We start from the raw sequence: 16,065 nt of genomic DNA on the forward strand, positions 1-16,065 counted from the left end.
CCGTTAATCGAATCAATCTGCGCTTTCTGTTTCCTCTGCTGTTTCTGTTTCAGCTGACTCCTCAGTGTCTGTAGCTTCTGCATCATCACCGGTGGGCTCTGTAACATTAGCATTGTCAGCAAGGAACTCTATAACTTTATTTGTAAGGAGATTCTCCTTCACATTCTCAACATCAACTGTCTTCTTGTACTCATCAAGACTTGCTACTGATTTGCCTTCCTCAGCAGTTGCATTGGCATTTGCCATATCGGTATTAAGCTTCTCATTAAGCTCATCGTCTGTGACCTCAATGCCTTCTGCCTGAGCAATAGCACCAAGCATGATGAACTGATTGGCAAGTTCAACTGACTTGTTAGCAAGGTACTCTTCCTGCTCACCAGTAAAGCCTTCCTGTGACATAAGCATTGAAAGAACCTGATCTGTTGTATAGCTTGTACCATAATTTGCAGAGTAGTAAGAAGCTACAAGGTCTGCCTGCTCAGTGTAAAGTCCCTTGAAGCGATCAAGTGAAGCTGCAGGGGGCTCATTAAACTTACAATTCGCTGTAACAGCCTCAAGAATCTTATTATTTACTTCATTCTGGTAATCTGTCTGCTTTTCCTCAAGAAGTCTGTCCTTGATATAATTCTTAAGATCATCAAGTGTAGCTACGTTCTCGATACCAAGTGAAGCTGCATATGCGTCATCAAGATCAGGCTTAACTTTGATGCTGTTCACCTTAACTGTGAAGATAACATCAACACCTGCAAGCTCTGCAGTGTAATTCTCAGGGAATGTAAGGTTTAAATCTCTTGTCTCACCAATCTCAGCTCCGATAAGACCATCCTCAAAACCGTCTATAAATGAGTGTGATCCGATTGTAAGATCATATCCTTCAGCAGTACCGCCTTCGAAAACCTCTCCTGTATCAACTCTTTTACCTGAATAATCGATATTGCAGGTATCACCTTCCTGAACTGCTCTGTCTGTCACATCAACAGTAGCCTTCATTGATGAGCTGATATACTGCATGTACTGCTCAACCTCTTCGTCTGTAACCTCAGGTGAAGCTACTTCTACAGATACTCCTTTATAATCACCGAGTGTTACATAGTCTGATAAATTCATATCTTTAAGGTAGGCTACATCGGCATTCTTGGCAGCCTTACCGCAACCGGTGAGTGCGCCTGCCGCAATTACTGCAGCCATCATAACTGACACTAATTTTTTCATAAATAATTACTCCTTAAATACAAAAATAAAACTTTTTTAATACTAGCACAGTTTCTACTTATATAAAAGTATTTTGTTGCCTATGAAACCATTCAATGTTAAAATACATTTTGCGCGATAATTATTCGCCAATTGTAGTAATAAGTTTTTTTGTATAGTTTGGAGGAATGTTTTGAGTCCGGTATTAATCGTATTATTAGTTATTATAGTTATTCTAATCATAGGTCTTGTTGTCCTCACTATTCTGGGCAAGAGAGCACAGAAGCGTCAGGAAGAGCAACAGGCTCAGATGGAGTCCATGAAGCAGAGCATTTCAATGCTCGTCATTGATAAAAAGCGCATGAAGATCAATGAAGCAGGTCTTCCCTCAGCAGTTTTGGAGAACACTCCCAAGTTACTTCGCAGATCAAAGCTCCCGATCCTTAAGGTTAAAATTGGTCCTCAGATCATGAACCTTGTTTGTGACGAGAAGATTTTTGATTCTGTTCCTGTTAAAAAGGAAGTTAAAGCTGATGTAAGCGGAATCTATGTTATTTCTGTCAAGGGTATCAGAGGCGGCAACGTTCAGAAGGAAGAGAAAAAGAAGGGCTTCTGGAAGGATCTTATCGCTAAGGCTCAGGAGAAGGCAGGAGCAACTCAGGTTAAATAATACGTAGTTTATAATTATTGTATAAAATAAAAAGCTTCCCAAAATCGGGAAGCTTTTTCTATGCTCAAAATTATTAAGTTTTTATGCTTCAATCTCTCCGGTGTCTGCTGCTTCAGCAGTTTCTGTCTTGTTCTTCTCAGCCATTTCATCAAAGCCCTTCATAACTGCATCATATGTCTGCTTTGAAATATCAGGTAATTCTTTGCCCCATGCCTTAGTAGCTTCATCGAAGCCTTTCTTAAATGCATCGCGCATTTTCTCAATCTGGCTCGGATCTCCGCCTGTCAGTGCATTTGCAAAATCCAAAATACGCTGAGATGTCTGCTTAACGCCCCAATAGCCATCTTCAGATATCTCTTCCTGAGCTTTTACCTTTGCAGCCTCATCAACGGTATAGTTGCCGCTTGCAAGGAAGGACCAGATATCATCAGCCTGTCCTATAGCATTTCCCTGTTTTGAAATCATCTGGGAAACAATATCTTTCAGCTGATTTGTCCTTGATTCCAGATCATTCTTAAGCATATTTACAACTGCTTCGTTTTTCTTATAAGTCTTATTTGTTGTAGATGCTGCTACATTATCCGACTTCTCATAAACCGCAGCTTTATTGGTATCTTTTGCCTCAGCGTTTTTCGCTGTTTTATCCTCAGTTGCTTCTGCTACCTTTGCGGTCGTGGTCGGCTCGTAATACGTGGTCTGGTCTACGCCCGTAATTCCGTTTACGCCCATATGAACTCCTTTTCTACGCCAAATAATCTGACGCCGATACGACTGGTATGCCAAGGCATACTTACAGTATTTCTTATCTTATTAATCGACCGTTTTCAATTTAACCTTAAGTATTTTCTTGCCTGTTTTCAATTAAATAAGTATAAAATTTACCATTCAATAATATGTTTTCAGTAGAAATATAAACTATTTATAAACTCCCGATTTTCCGCCAAATTACCGTCATTTTCCATTTTATGGTATGATACAGACAGTCCTATAGAAAAAACCATGGAGGAAACTGTATTGATAAACAAAAAAGCTTACGCAAAAATCAATCTGGGGCTTGATGTCATCGGAAGACGCGATGACGGCTACCATCTTGTACGAATGATCATGCAAAGCATAGACCTGTTTGATGAACTGAGTTTTGAAAACAGAGATGATAATAAAATTGTTATGGAAACTTCTGATCCTCGAATTCCAACGGATGAGCATAATCTCATTTGGAAGGCGGCTGATCAGCTCCGCTCACATTGTCACGTAGAGGACAAAGGAGTAACTATCCGCCTTAATAAGCATATCCCCATGGCTGCAGGAATGGCAGGCGGTAGCACGGATGCAGCAGCCACTTACATTGCTCTTAACGAGTTATGGAAGCTCGGCCTTGGAACCGATGATTTATGTGAACTTGCAGTAAAAAAGGGTGCGGATATACCTTATTGCATTAAAGGTGGCACAGCGCTTTCAGAAGGCATCGGCGAGGAGCTGACTGCTCTTTGCGACATGCCCTCCTGTCATATCGTAATTGCAAAGCCGCTTTTGGATGTATCAACTGCATGGGCGTATACAACCCTGGATTCTGCACCAATTGAAAATCACCCCGATATCGACGGTATCAGATCCGCAATCGAGGCAGGTGATCTATCAGGCATAACCGAGCGCCTTGGCAATGTTCTTGAACCTATAACTGCAGGAAAATATCCGGTAATAGAGGAGATCAGACAGATTCTTCTTGCAAACGGAGCTATGGGAGCCCGCATGAGCGGTAGCGGCCCTACAGTATTTGGCATTTTCGAGAACAAAAACCTCACAAGCGCTGAAAACGCAGTAAAGGAGCTTCGCAGCAGAGGTATAGCACCCGAATTATTTATTACAAGCCCTATTAATCCGGCAAAATAATTAAGAACGGCGGTTAATTTATGAATGGAACACTTAAAATTATCGGATCTCATGATCACGGAGATGGGAAGCCTGAGATAATTAAGCAGGAATTTACAGCCTATTGTGAGCGCGAAGGAACTACCTACATAATCACATACGCAGAAGCTTCTTCGATTGAATCTGTCGCAGATCCTTCAGACAAGGCACCAACTTCGACAACTCACAGGCTGGAGATCGGTGAAGGATTTCTGCGCATGGCTCAGACTGGAGCTGTGACCTCTGACCTTCATTTTTCTCTTGCCAAAACCTGGAATACTGATTACAACACTCCCTACGGCTTGATGAAAATGACAGCCATAACCAGATCTCTTATGATCGAAGAAAACCCTAAAAAAATCACCGCTCACGTGCAATATGAATTGCAAATGAACGGTGACAAGCTTTCGGATTCAAAGGTCAGAATATCATTCGTCCCAAATTCAAATATGTAAATCTTTATCCGGCGTTGTGAAACTTATTTCACAGCGCCGATTATTTCATTAATATCAGAAACGCCCTGCTCCTGCATGTATCTCTCGATACCCTCGATCACATTTATAGTTGCATAAGGATCATGGAAATTCATTGCTCCAACAGCTATGGCAGATGCTCCGGCAAGCATGAACTCTATGGCATCTTCTGCTGTTGCAATTCCTCCCATTCCAATAACAGGAATCTTAACCGCGTTAGAGGCTTCATATACCATGCGTACTGCCACAGGTTTTATAGCAGGACCTGAAAGCCCTCCGGTTTTGTTTGCAATAGCAAAAGTCTTTCTGTAAATATCAATTTTCATACCAGTGATAGTATTTATAAGTGATATCGCATCTGAGCCTGCTGCCTCGGCTGCCTTTGCCATCTCGGAAATACTTGTGACATTGGGGCTCAGCTTCATGATGATCGGTTGCTTAGCATGCTTTTTTATCTCTTTTGTTATCTCAAATAAAGCATCAGGATTCTGGCCGAAGGCTATTCCTCCCTCCTTAACATTGGGGCAGGATACATTTATCTCAAGCATATGAACACTATCCTGATCAGCAAGTCTCTCCACCACGTCTACATAATCCTGTGTACTTTTTCCGCAGACATTTACTATTACCTTTGTATCAAAATCCTTAAGAAAAGGCAGATCCCTCTCGATCATCACATCAACGCCCGGATTCTGAAGGCCAATGGCATTAAGCATTCCTCCGTAAACTTCCGCAACTCTTGGAGTCGGATTTCCCGGCCATGGCACATTGGCTACGCCTTTGGTAACTACTGCGCCAAGTCTGTTAAGATCCACAAATTCGGAATATTCCATACCGGAACCAAAGGTTCCTGAAGCAGTCATAACCGGATTTTTAAAGGTCACTCCTGCAATTGTTACTGATGTATTCATTAAAGGTCTCCTCTCAAAGTTCAAGCTCATCTGCATCAAATACAGGTCCGTCAGTACAGATGCGGGCATTATTTACATGAGAATGCTCATCCACGTTCTTTGTCTTGCAAATGCAGCCAAGGCACGCACCTACTCCACAGGCCATGCGCTCCTCAAGACTGATATATGCCTTCGCACCGGTTTCCTTTGCATATGCTGCAACTCCGCGAAGCATGGGCATCGGTCCGCAGGCATAGATTACATCTGCCTTCACGCCATTCTCTTTGCAGGCGTCGATAACATTGCCCTTTGTTCCTACGCTTCCGTCCTCTGTTGCAATAAGGAGCTTTCCATATTCTTTAAACTCGTCAGCAAGGAATGTATCTGCGTTTCTATATCCCATTACCATTGTCACGGATGTAGGCTCGCTATCTCCATTTTCATCCTTAAGAGCCTTTGCAAGTCCCAGAAGAGGCGGTACACCGATTCCTCCTCCAATTATTAGGATGTTCTTTCCCGCAGCCTTATCAATAGGAAATCCATTTCCAAGAATTCCAAGAATATTTACTATCTCGGAGGGCTGATAAAGTGCGAATTCTGCTGTTCCGCTTCCCGCAATCCTATATACAATTCTAAGTGTCTGATTTTCCCTGTCATATCCACAGATACTTATAGGTCTGGGAAGAAGTGTTGACTTATTCTTAGGATATACTCCAATAAACTGGCCGGGACCTGCATCCTCAGCAAGACTCGTTTCAAGCAATAAATCCATGATTCCATCTGCCAGGACTCTTTGTGACAGTACTGTTGCTTCAATTTTCTTCTTTTTGGGCATTTCTATCCTCCATAAGCTTATTAAGTAACATATTAAAAACAGATAACCTGTCAGTTCTCACTTTCACCAAAAACCTCACCGCCGCAGATTGTGAAATAAATCTTTCCGGGCAGTTCTTCGCCAGTAAATGGCGAATTTGAAGCCTTTGACGCATATTTCTCCGGAACTATCCAGTTCTCATTTTCCGAGAAAATAACCATATCTGCAGGTCCGCCTTCATATATTCTTCCCAGGCGATGCTGCTCAAAAACAATCTGTCCATCAGCTTCCGGCTCTAAAGCAGGCATCAGCATGGTAAGACCGTAAATATCCGCAGGCTGATATGTCATCCTTGAAAGAAGCGTTATCAAATCCATGTGCCCCTTTTGCACAAGCTCCCTGATACCAAGCCCCAGCGATGTCTCCAAGCCAATGATTCCGCTCGGTGCCTTTGAAAACTCCTGCTCCTTTTCTGCCTTTGTATGCGGTGCATGGTCTGTAGCGATTGTCTCTATCGTGCCATCGGCAATTCCATTTATAATAGCAAGTCTGTCCTCTTCCTTTCGAAGCGGCGGATTCATTTTTGCCATAGTTCCATGCACTCTCACCGCATCATCTGTAAGTGTAAAATGGTGAGGCGTAGCTTCCGCATGAATTCTTGGATTGGCCTTTCTGGCCTCTCTTACCATTTCAACAGCTTCCTTTGTGCTTATATGTTGAATCGTAATATGAGCGCCTGTTTCATTTGCAATCTCAATATCCCTCTTTACCATGGATATCTCTGCATCTCTGGGAGATCCCGTAAGTCCCATATTTGCAGCTGCTTCCCCTGCATTTATGCCATTCTCGGTAATAAATGAAGGGTTCTCTTCATGCAAGCTAAGCACCTTGTTTAAGCTTGCCGCTTTTTCACAGGCAGCACGCATTAGTTTCTCATCAGTAATAGGCTTTCCGTCATCAGTAAAAAGAACTGCCCCTTCTTTAAGGAGTTCTTCCATGTCAGTCAGCTCTTTTCCCTGCATATCCTTCGTAATGTTTGCACAGGTAAATACACGGATTCCTGTCTTTGCACCCTTTTCAAGTGCATATCTGATTGTCTCAGGATTGTCCATGTGCGGCTCTGTATTGCCCATCATGACAACGCAGGTAAAGCCTCCACGCTTTGCGGCCTCAGCTCCTGTGAAAATATCCTCTTTATCGGTAAATCCCGGATCTCTGAAATGAACATGAGCATCAACAAGCCCGGGAGCAACTATCATGCCGCCCGCATCTATTTCCTTAAGCTCACCTCCAAAATATGAAAGTGCCTCAGAAGCCATGTCTTCAAGAGTTCCGCAAAAACCGATTTTCACAATTCTGCCATCATGAACAAGTATGTCTCTATAGGCATCTGTACCGGTTGCAGGATCAATTAGCCTGCCATTTTTAATAAGAATCATGTTTTTTCCTTTACTATGATATAATATCTATACTATACACTAATCGGAGAGTTTTTATGATACGTTTTATTTTAGTTCTATTGTTTTTAACCATCTTTTTTATTTGCAGTATTTTCATGCATTTGGTGCTATGGATCGTTGGCAAGTTCAACATGAATGCCAAGAAAGTCGCATCACTCAGAATAGTCAGCTGGGCATTCAGATGTGTCGCTTTTCTCTCGGGAGCCAAGGCCACAGTAATCGGCGAGGAAAATGTTCCCAAGGACCAGGCAGTATTATATGTAGGTAACCACAGAAGTTATTTTGATATTGTTCTAAGTTACTCAAGAGTTCCAAGAATCACCGGCTATATCGCCAAGAAGGAAATCCTGAAGGTTCCGATTTTATCTCAGTGGATGCGCAACATGGATTGCCTGTTCCTCGACAGATCTGACATAAGACAGGGACTTGAGGTTATTCTCTCAGCAATAGATAAGGTGAAAAATGGTATATCCATTACCATATATCCAGAAGGAACCCGTAATAGTTCCGATGAGATGTTACCTTTCCATAAGGGAAGCTTCAAGATTGCTCAGAAAACCGGTTGCCCGATAGTTCCAATGACTATCAACAATTCAAATGCTGTTTTCGAGGATCACCTGCCGTTTTTAAGAAAAGCACATGTCATCCTGGAATATGGAAAGCCCATATATCTCGACCAGCTCGATCCCGAGGACAAAAAGAATATTGAAACCTACTGCTATAACATAATTAAAGAAACATATGAAAAAAATAAGGCGCTTGTATAACGCCTTATTTTTTATTAATCACATCTTGCTGCCCTTTGATCCTCCGCCAAGCTTAACGCCCTCAAGAACGTTAGTCTCAAACGAGAATACCAGCTTATGATTCTCTCTATCCTGTTTTATAGCTATCTCGATCATGTCATCAAGGAGCTGTGAATACTTCTTTCCAAGAGGCTCCCAAAGATAAAATGACAATGAACCTGGAATTGTATTGATCTCGTTCAAGTAGATCTTTCCGGTCTCTTCATCAAGCATGAAATCTATTCTTGATACTCCGCTGCAGCCAAGGCATTTAAATGCATCTACTGCCATCTTGCGGACTTCACTTCTCTGCTCATCTGTAATATCAGCAGGAATCTTTCTCTTAAGAGAAGCCATTCCTTTTGAACCGCCTGTCTTAGCGCCGCCGCTCTTTGCTCCCTTTGCACCGGAGCCTCCGATGTACTTATCCTCAAATGAAAGGATCTCATCAGAGTTAATAGGCTCTTCGCACTCGGAAGCCTCTGCCTCCTCGTAATCGCCAAGTACTGAACAGTTAATTTCCTTGAGCTTAACAATAGCAGGCTCAACAAGTATCTTTCTTGAAAACTCAAAAGCAAGTTCAAGAGCCTCTGAAAGCTCCTCTCTGCTTCCGGCTTTTGAAATACCGATACTTGAGCCAAGGTTAATGGGCTTTACGATAACGGGATACTCGAAAACGCCCTCTATCTTGTTCATGAGAGCTTCTGCGTCCTCGTAATCAGTCCATGTATAGCACTTACAGTCAAGCACTGAAATTCCGTTGTCCTTAAGAACTGTTTTCATCACATATTTATTCATTCCGACTGCGGATGAAAGAACATCACATCCAACAACAGGAAGTCCAAGTGTCTGCAAAAATCCTGTGAGAACACCATCCTCGACGTTTGTTCCATGTACAATGGGGAACGCGATATCAACGCTGGTAATAACGTTGTTACCAAACTTTTTCATAGGATAGCGGACAAGGTTTATCTTGTTACCATCCTTAATCCATACGACCTTGGTGCTCTTTTTAAGAAGATCGGGAATGTGTGTGTACTCTTCGATTTTGTCTATATCTTCGCCGACATAAAAATCATTATCCTTGGTCATGTACACAGGAATAACATCATATTTATCTCTATTTATATATCCGATTGCCTGAATTGCAGAGATGATTGAGATCTCATGCTCTGTACTTTTACCGCCAAAAAGGACTGCAAGTTTTAACTTCAAAATAACACTTCCTTTCAAAAACCATTAATAACACTAAATCATTATAAAGGCTAAAAAAAATATTGCAAATCGTCTCAGGTGTAATTATCCGGAAGGTCGTTCTCCAAAAGAATTACCTTGGGTTTACCGGCATCAAGCTCATACATAAGATCAGTCGCCTCTTTTAGCGTGGCCTTAACAAAAAGCTTATCCTCAGGGAATCCGGCCTCAAGTGCACCTTCTTTTATAGGCTTTACATGCTCTGCACCCACAAGGATTATATAATCAGCTGCGTCAGCGGCTTGTTTTCCAAACTCCTTGTTGTACTCAGCTTCCTTATCTCCAAGCTCAACCATTCCCGGAGTTACCAGAATTCTTACACTATCCTCGAATTTGGAAAGGGTATCAAGTGCCATCTTGGCACCCATAGGATTCGAATTGTAAGCATCGTCGATTATAGATACATTTCCGTGCTTTATAAGCTCCTGTCTGTGAGGAGCAGGGGTAATCCTTCGAACAGCCATCTTAAGCTTACTCATGGGAATACCCATTGTATGAGCCATGGCAATAGCACCAACGACATTTGTCACATTGTGCTCACCAAGAAGCTTCATGTTAAACTCTGCAGATTCTCCATCAGGTGCAGTAACAGTGAAGGTTGCTCCATCAGATGAGTACTTAACATCTGTTGCTCTGTAGTCACATCCCTTGCTCACACCATAGAGAACCACATTGTTATGGCGCATGTTACTTCTGATTATTTCATTATCTCCGTTAGCAAACTTTAGACCCTTGCTGCTCTTTTCCTGCACTGCATCAAAGAGCTCGTACTTTGTATCTATGATATTTACTATAGAATGAAAGGTCTCAAGGTGCTGAGGTCCTATAGATGTCAGTATTCCATCATCGGGATGAACAATGTCCGTTATTTCCTTGATATCATGGACATGTCTTGCTCCCATCTCGCAGATAAAAATCTCATGCATGGGTGTAAGCTGCTCACGTATTGTTCGAACAACTCCCATAGGTGTATTAAAGCTCTCAGGAGTCATGAGAACTCTGAATCCTTCCGAAAGCAGTGTCCAGAGATAATATTTAACGCTTGTCTTACCGTAGCTTCCGGTGATACCGATTATTCTGAGTCCGGGATGCTCAGCAAGCATTCTCTGCGCATCATGAATAAACCAGTCATTAACCTTTTTCTCAATGGGTAAATTGATCAGATTGCCAAGAGCTATAAAAAGTGGCAACAATCCCATGAAAACAGCCACAATTACGGCTGCTGTAACTCTTTTTCCATTGCCCTCCATGGTAAAGTTGGAGACATTATTGGAAGTTGCTATAAATACAGATGATATAGCTGTATTACCTGAAAGATACAAGAATCCTGCAACTGCTCCAAGTATCAAAAACAGCACGGCATATGTTATAAAAAGTCGCTGCACTCTCTTTGTCACTACAAATTTCTTCTTCGCAGGCTTCGGAATATATTGGAAAATAAGAAAAATCAAAAACAGTAATGAAAGAAATCTGAAGGCCCTTCCAAGCTTATTGATTCCAAGTGACCCGGATATGATCGTTACACATAAAAAGCCCACATGAAGTCCGTATCTGTGGGGCTTTGACCTAAGGAACCTGAAATATCCCTGAAACTGGTATGAAGAAAGCTGCAACATATGGGTGTAGTATCTAAGACCCAGAATGGTTGCTACAATATATGCTATGGCATAAAGAACTATCAATATAATATTCATAAACACCCTCATCCGTCAGCTTCGCTGACACCTTCTCCCTTTTAGGGAGAAGGCTTTATTATTTTGTCTACAACTCAGCTTTTTTGATGTCTATTCCAATCAAAAATCTATCATTATAAGACTACTTAATCAATAAATCACCTTATAAGCCTACTTAATAAGACTACTTAATCAATAAATCACCTTATAAGCCTACTTAATCAAAAACTACCTTAATAAGTCTATCTTGATCAAAAGTCTATCTTGAGGAAGCTTCCCAAAATTTTGTTAAACATATACTGATTATCCAGGAAGGAGTAGTGTCCTGCCCCGGGAATTACTGCCAGGCCGGCCTCAGGCATTAGCTTTTCCATCTGCTGCCCGTTGGAAAGTGGAGTAGCTGTATCCTGGTCTCCCCATATTAGAAGAGCAGGCATTGTCACCTTAGGCATATACGGCGCAAGGTCCTCATTGACCACTTTAACAAGGCAGTTTCTCATAACCGGTGATGCAGCTGCATAGTCAGCCGATCCGAATTTCTTCTTTAGATTCTCCAGAGTATCCGGGAACATTTTTGCTATTCCGGTCTTTATCAGAACATTTTTACAAAATTTGTATCTCTTTGTCTTACTTGACTGTTTACCTGAAGGAACAGGTTTGATTCCTGCGCTGTCAGTCAGAATTACTCTTGGAATTTTAAATCCGAGTTCTTCTTCACTCTTTGTGCCTATCATTTTTATAATGACGCGGCCACCCATCGAGTGTCCAAGAAACATTATTTCCTTCTCATCGGGAAAAAGCTTCTTTACGAACTTGATTACAAATTCCACGAAATCGCTGACTTCCCATGGTTCTTTGGGTTCATCGCTTTTTCCAAAGCCGGGCATATCCATTCCCACCACATGGTATTTCTTAGAAGCAAATTTAAAAATCCCATCAAAGAGATCAACATTTGATCCCCATCCGTGGAGAAGAATAAGAAGCGGACCTTCGCCCTCATCACGATAATTTATTTTAAGACCATCTATATCAATATTCATAAATTATTCCTTAATAACACTCAGCATAAAAATAAACTTTGCATTAAGCAGCGGCTGATTCATGATTCCGGTTCCTTCATCTGTATTAAGATATGTGCGCTCCGTGGAGTCGGTCACATAGTTAACAGCTTCAGGATTACGTCCCATAAGGTAATGGGCATGATTCTCAATTATTGTAGTATATTCATAATTATATATTATATGATCAGTAATTGTTACTGTTCTCATATCATCAAGAAGTTGGGCGTTATCACTGCTTGTAACCATGAAGGGCGCTTTTCTTGCGGCTTCCGTTATTTTGGTCGTCTTACTCATAAGAAGCTTCATTATCTTTGAGCAAACATCCACATTCACCTTCTGGTTAGTTGAGATATATGTAATACATCCAAGAAAAATATCTTCATTTTCATCAAACATAGAAGTATATTTTCCGTTCTCAAAATACGATGTTAGTACTCTCTCATAGTCCGTATTGCCTGTAGCCCTGTAAAGCTCGGCCGCAGCATAAAATGCCTCCGGGTTTTCATTTACATTTTCAGTACCGGCATATAAGCTGTAGGCTCTATCTGCAGACTTAAGACACTTTGTTGCAAAATCGGCATCATAGCTCTGATAGAGAAAACTGAATTCAGCAAGCAGCGTAGCAAATTTGATTGTTGCATCCATTGTAATAGGTGTTACCTCAATCTGAGCCTGCATCAGATCCCCAGTGCCATCCCTCGCGGTAAGAGCAGATCCGTACACACCTCCAGTACGCTCATCCTGCATCTTCATGAGCCATTCTATCTCATATTTTACCTCATCGAGAATATCCGGTATTCCATTGCCACTTTCCGGTATTCCGATGTCATCGGTGATGGATTCAGAATTCATCTCATATGCAAGAAGAAGGTTCTGCGCTATCTTACATCCAAGTGAAACTTCTCTGTCAGCCTCTGAATTAAGATGCCAGCCTCCGGATACATCCAGGGTCTTTGAAGGATCCTCCTGAAGGTGTGCTTCACCCGTATGACATGCAGCATGAGCATCCTCACCCGCAAAATCCTCGGAAAGCGTCATTCCGCACCTGTTCCGGTAATAGATCTTTAATGCCTCGCTGAAAATATCATCATAAAGCTCGTTCTTTATTCTGAATGCATAGGAGCTTCCTATTTTATCAGCATAAATATAATAATCCCCATCTTGAACCAGATCGGTGAAATAGCCTTCTTTTATCTCATCACCGTCTTCTGCCTGACCGGTGGTACGCATCTGGCCTGTGTAGGCAAGCTCATTGTTCTCCAGATCGTAAACATAAAAAACATCCGGGAGATCACTTCCTTTGAAAATGACCGCCTTCTCGGCTCCTGTTCTATATCCGTTTTGGTCCACAAAAGCACTGGGAATTACTACAGGAACATCATATACGACATTTGGAGCAGGCTCGCTCCATTGCGTCTCCTGCTCCGGTTTTACAGTATTTATATTTTGATTACTCCCGCAGCCTACCCCAAAAGCTGCCACAAAAGCAGCCAGGGATAACGCGGTAAGCCGTCTAAAACAAATCATTATTTCTTTCCTGCACGGTTATAGTTGATAAGACATCCGTCTAAAATTATCTCTCTCTCATTATCTGTAAGATCACCAAGTGTCATGGTGAACTCAGTAAGCTTTCCTTCGGAAACAGCAACTGCCTTTATTGTATCAGCCTTATCCTCAACTGCCTTTCTGATACCCGGAAGGAATACATAGTCCAGATTCTTAAACGGAAGATCTCCTTCCTTAATAAGAAGCGGCAGCATACCCCAGTTGATAAGATTTGAGCGATAACGCTTTGTTGCATACTCGTTAGCAATATTAGCCCAACCGCCAAGAACCTTCTGACAGGAAGCAGCCTGCTCTCTGGCAGATCCGTCACCGGGCTTAACTGCGAAAATAGTTGAACCGATTCCTGTATTAGCTGCTGTTACTTCAGGGAATTTCTCTGAAATAGCCTTAACTGCATCTGCTGTCTCAGCACTCATGTTATCAAGTGAAGCATCCTCGCGTCTCTTTAACTCATCAGCATAAACCGCCTTAGCTCTTCCAACATACTCAGGATCTTTTCTTGAAAGTGTGAACTCAGCAAGTCCCTGAGGATTGGATCTGTAGGAGCTTGTCTCACCTGAAGGAATAAGCTCATCAGTTGTTGTAACCGGATCATGAATCTCGGAAACAACACGGAGAAGTACGTTTTCAGTAAGCTCTGTCATCTTCGGCCAATCCTTGATGTTAGGACCAAACTGAAGCTCTACGCTGTCATCAGCTTTTCCCTTTGAATCAAATACGCGGTTTGCATATATTTCCTTATCAAAGTGATATGTGTACTTATTGAATTTACCGTCAAATTCAGTAGCAGGTGTAAGAACGCCCTGATTTGCTGCTGTTGCAGCAATTGATCTCGCATCCATAAGTGCAACGGATGCAATCTGACCACTCTGAACCTTAGAACCTTCTCTGTTAGGGAAGTTTCTCGTGGAGTGTCTGATACTGAATGCATTATTTGCAGGTGTATCTCCCGCACCAAAGCAGGGTCCGCAGAATGCTGTCTTTAAGATTGCTCCTGTCTCAAGAATCTTTGCAGCAACACCATTTTTAACAATTTCCATGAAAATCGGTGTTGATGCAGGGTAAACACTAAGAGTGAATCTATCGTTACCAGTAAATCTGCCTTCAAGAATATCAGCAGCAGCACAGATATTTTCGAAACCACCGCCTGCGCAGCCAGCGATAACACCTTGATCTACCATGAACTTGCCATTCTTGATCTTATCCTGAAGAGAATAAGCAATCTTATCGCCAAAGCTTACCTTCGCACGCTTCTCAACATCAGCAATGATATCGGAAAGGTTTGCATTAACCTCTTCGATCTCATACGTGTTGCTGGGATGGAACGGCATAGCAATCATAGGCTTAACTGTGCTGAGGTCAACCTCAACCACGCCATCGTAATAAGCCACATCACCGGGCTTAAGTTCCTTGTAATCTCCGCCTCTTCCATGAGTCTCATAGAAGCTCTTTATCTCATCATCTGTCTGCCAGATTGAGGACAGGCATGTGGTCTCGGTAGTCATTACATCGATGCCGATACGGAAATCAGCTGAAAGAGATGCAACACCGGGTCCTACGAACTCCATTACTTTATTCTTAACGTATCCGTCACCAAATACCTTGCCGATGATTGCAAGAGCTACGTCCTGAGGGCCAACACCATGCATAGGCTCGCCTGTAAGATAAATTGCAACTACGCCGGGCATGTTAATATCATAAGTCTGATTAAGGAGCTGTTTTACAAGCTCAGGTCCACCCTCTCCCATAGCCATGGTTCCAAGTGCACCGTATCTGGTGTGGGAATCGGATCCAAGAATCATTCCGCCACCTGTTGCAAGCATTTCTCTTGCAAACTGATGAATTACCGCCTGATGAGGGGGTACATAAATTCCGCCATACTTCTGAGCGGCTGTGAGACCATACATATGATCATCTTCATTTATTGTACCGCCAACCGCACAAAGAGAATTGTGACAGTTAGTAAGTACATACGGAATAGGAAACTTTTCAAGTCCTGATGCTCGAGCTGTCTGAATAATTCCTACATAAGTAATGTCGTGACTGGTAAGCTTGTCAAACTTGATCTCAAGCTTATCCATGTTACCTGATGTATTGTGATTACTTAGTATGTCGTAAGCAATAGTATTTTTCTTTGCTTCAGCTTTGTCTACTACTTTACCTATTTTCGCCTCAATGCTTTTTAAAGCATTAGCGTCATCTGCAATAAGTTCCGTGCCACCTACCAGATAGGCACCGCCGTCGTATGTCTTGATCATTCCCATTCCTACCTTTCCTATTTATATACCTAGTCGCTTAGATTTTGAACCATTGTACCACT

At 42.1% G+C, this 16,065-nt stretch carries 14 protein-coding genes; 4 read left to right on the plus strand and 10 right to left on the minus strand.

Annotation, left to right across the window (positions count from 1 at the left end; translation table 11 throughout):
- Window positions 1-12 precede the first annotated feature (12 nt).
- Complete coding sequence (gene tig / locus G586_RS0100635) at window positions 13-1,212, minus strand: trigger factor (protein ID WP_026526131.1); 1,200 nt, start codon at window positions 1,210-1,212, stop codon at window positions 13-15.
- A gap of 172 nt (window positions 1,213-1,384) precedes the next feature.
- On the opposite strand from tig, the gene G586_RS0100640 reads away from it, so the two are divergent.
- Window positions 1,385-1,861, plus strand: a complete 477-nt coding sequence (locus G586_RS0100640) for a hypothetical protein (protein WP_026526132.1) — start codon at window positions 1,385-1,387, stop codon at window positions 1,859-1,861.
- Window positions 1,862-1,942: 81 nt separating this feature from the next.
- On the opposite strand, the gene G586_RS0100645 is transcribed toward G586_RS0100640, so the two are convergent.
- The gene (locus tag G586_RS0100645; RefSeq protein ID WP_026526133.1) at window positions 1,943-2,590 is read right to left on the minus strand and encodes a hypothetical protein; all 648 of its coding nucleotides are present in this window, start codon (window positions 2,588-2,590) and stop codon (window positions 1,943-1,945) included.
- Window positions 2,591-2,875: 285 nt separating this feature from the next.
- On the opposite strand from G586_RS0100645, the gene ispE reads away from it, so the two are divergent.
- Both ispE and G586_RS0100655 read left to right on the plus strand, forming a co-directional pair.
- Window positions 2,876-3,751, plus strand: a complete 876-nt coding sequence (gene ispE / locus G586_RS0100650; RefSeq protein WP_242831946.1) for a 4-(cytidine 5'-diphospho)-2-C-methyl-D-erythritol kinase — start codon at window positions 2,876-2,878, stop codon at window positions 3,749-3,751.
- Between the two features lie 20 nt (window positions 3,752-3,771).
- Window positions 3,772-4,224, plus strand: a complete 453-nt coding sequence (locus tag G586_RS0100655) for a DUF1934 domain-containing protein (RefSeq protein ID WP_026526135.1) — start codon at window positions 3,772-3,774, stop codon at window positions 4,222-4,224.
- A 23-nt stretch (window positions 4,225-4,247) separates the two neighbouring features.
- Here the strand turns inward: G586_RS0100655 and G586_RS0100660 are convergent, their stop codons facing one another.
- Genes G586_RS0100660 through G586_RS0100670 form a run of 3 tightly spaced genes read right to left on the minus strand, consistent with a single transcriptional unit; the run spans window position 4,248 to window position 7,385 of the window.
- Entirely contained in the window at window positions 4,248-5,153 is a 906-nt protein-coding gene (locus G586_RS0100660; protein ID WP_026526136.1) for a dihydroorotate dehydrogenase, read from the minus strand.
- Between the two features lie 13 nt (window positions 5,154-5,166).
- On the minus strand, window positions 5,167-5,967 hold the full coding sequence (locus tag G586_RS0100665) for a dihydroorotate dehydrogenase electron transfer subunit (protein ID WP_026526137.1): 801 nt from the start codon (window positions 5,965-5,967) through the stop codon (window positions 5,167-5,169).
- Between the two features lie 50 nt (window positions 5,968-6,017).
- Complete coding sequence (locus G586_RS0100670; protein WP_026526138.1) at window positions 6,018-7,385, minus strand: dihydroorotase; 1,368 nt, start codon at window positions 7,383-7,385, stop codon at window positions 6,018-6,020.
- Between the two features lie 56 nt (window positions 7,386-7,441).
- Here G586_RS0100670 and G586_RS0100675 point away from each other — a divergent pair, with 56 nt between their 5' ends.
- Complete coding sequence (locus G586_RS0100675) at window positions 7,442-8,173, plus strand: lysophospholipid acyltransferase family protein (protein ID WP_026526139.1); 732 nt, start codon at window positions 7,442-7,444, stop codon at window positions 8,171-8,173.
- An 18-nt stretch (window positions 8,174-8,191) separates the two neighbouring features.
- On the opposite strand, the gene G586_RS0100680 is transcribed toward G586_RS0100675, so the two are convergent.
- From G586_RS0100680 to G586_RS0100700, 5 genes are all read right to left on the minus strand, one after another.
- Window positions 8,192-9,406: a D-alanine--D-alanine ligase family protein gene (locus G586_RS0100680; RefSeq protein ID WP_026526140.1), complete on the minus strand. Its 1,215-nt coding sequence runs from the start codon at window positions 9,404-9,406 to the stop codon at window positions 8,192-8,194.
- Window positions 9,407-9,480: 74 nt separating this feature from the next.
- Window positions 9,481-11,139 (minus strand): Mur ligase family protein, encoded by a 1,659-nt coding sequence (locus G586_RS0100685; protein ID WP_035772013.1) that lies wholly within the window; start codon window positions 11,137-11,139, stop codon window positions 9,481-9,483.
- Window positions 11,140-11,369: 230 nt separating this feature from the next.
- Window positions 11,370-12,158 carry an alpha/beta fold hydrolase gene (locus G586_RS0100690; RefSeq protein ID WP_026526142.1) on the minus strand — a complete coding sequence of 263 codons (789 nt, stop codon included), beginning with the start codon at window positions 12,156-12,158 and terminating at the stop codon, window positions 11,370-11,372.
- Between the two features lie 3 nt (window positions 12,159-12,161).
- Window positions 12,162-13,706: a glycoside hydrolase family 9 protein gene (locus G586_RS24410; RefSeq protein WP_026526143.1), complete on the minus strand. Its 1,545-nt coding sequence runs from the start codon at window positions 13,704-13,706 to the stop codon at window positions 12,162-12,164.
- A complete protein-coding gene (locus tag G586_RS0100700) occupies window positions 13,706-16,003 on the minus strand; it encodes a hydratase (protein WP_026526144.1) in 2,298 nt (765 codons plus the stop codon). Before G586_RS0100700 ends, G586_RS24410 begins: the two co-directional genes overlap by 1 nt.
- Between the last annotated feature and the right edge of the window lie 62 nt (window positions 16,004-16,065).

Origin of the sequence: Butyrivibrio sp. VCD2006 (assembly GCF_000423925.1) — a bacterium.
Classification (GTDB): domain Bacteria; phylum Bacillota; class Clostridia; order Lachnospirales; family Lachnospiraceae; genus Butyrivibrio.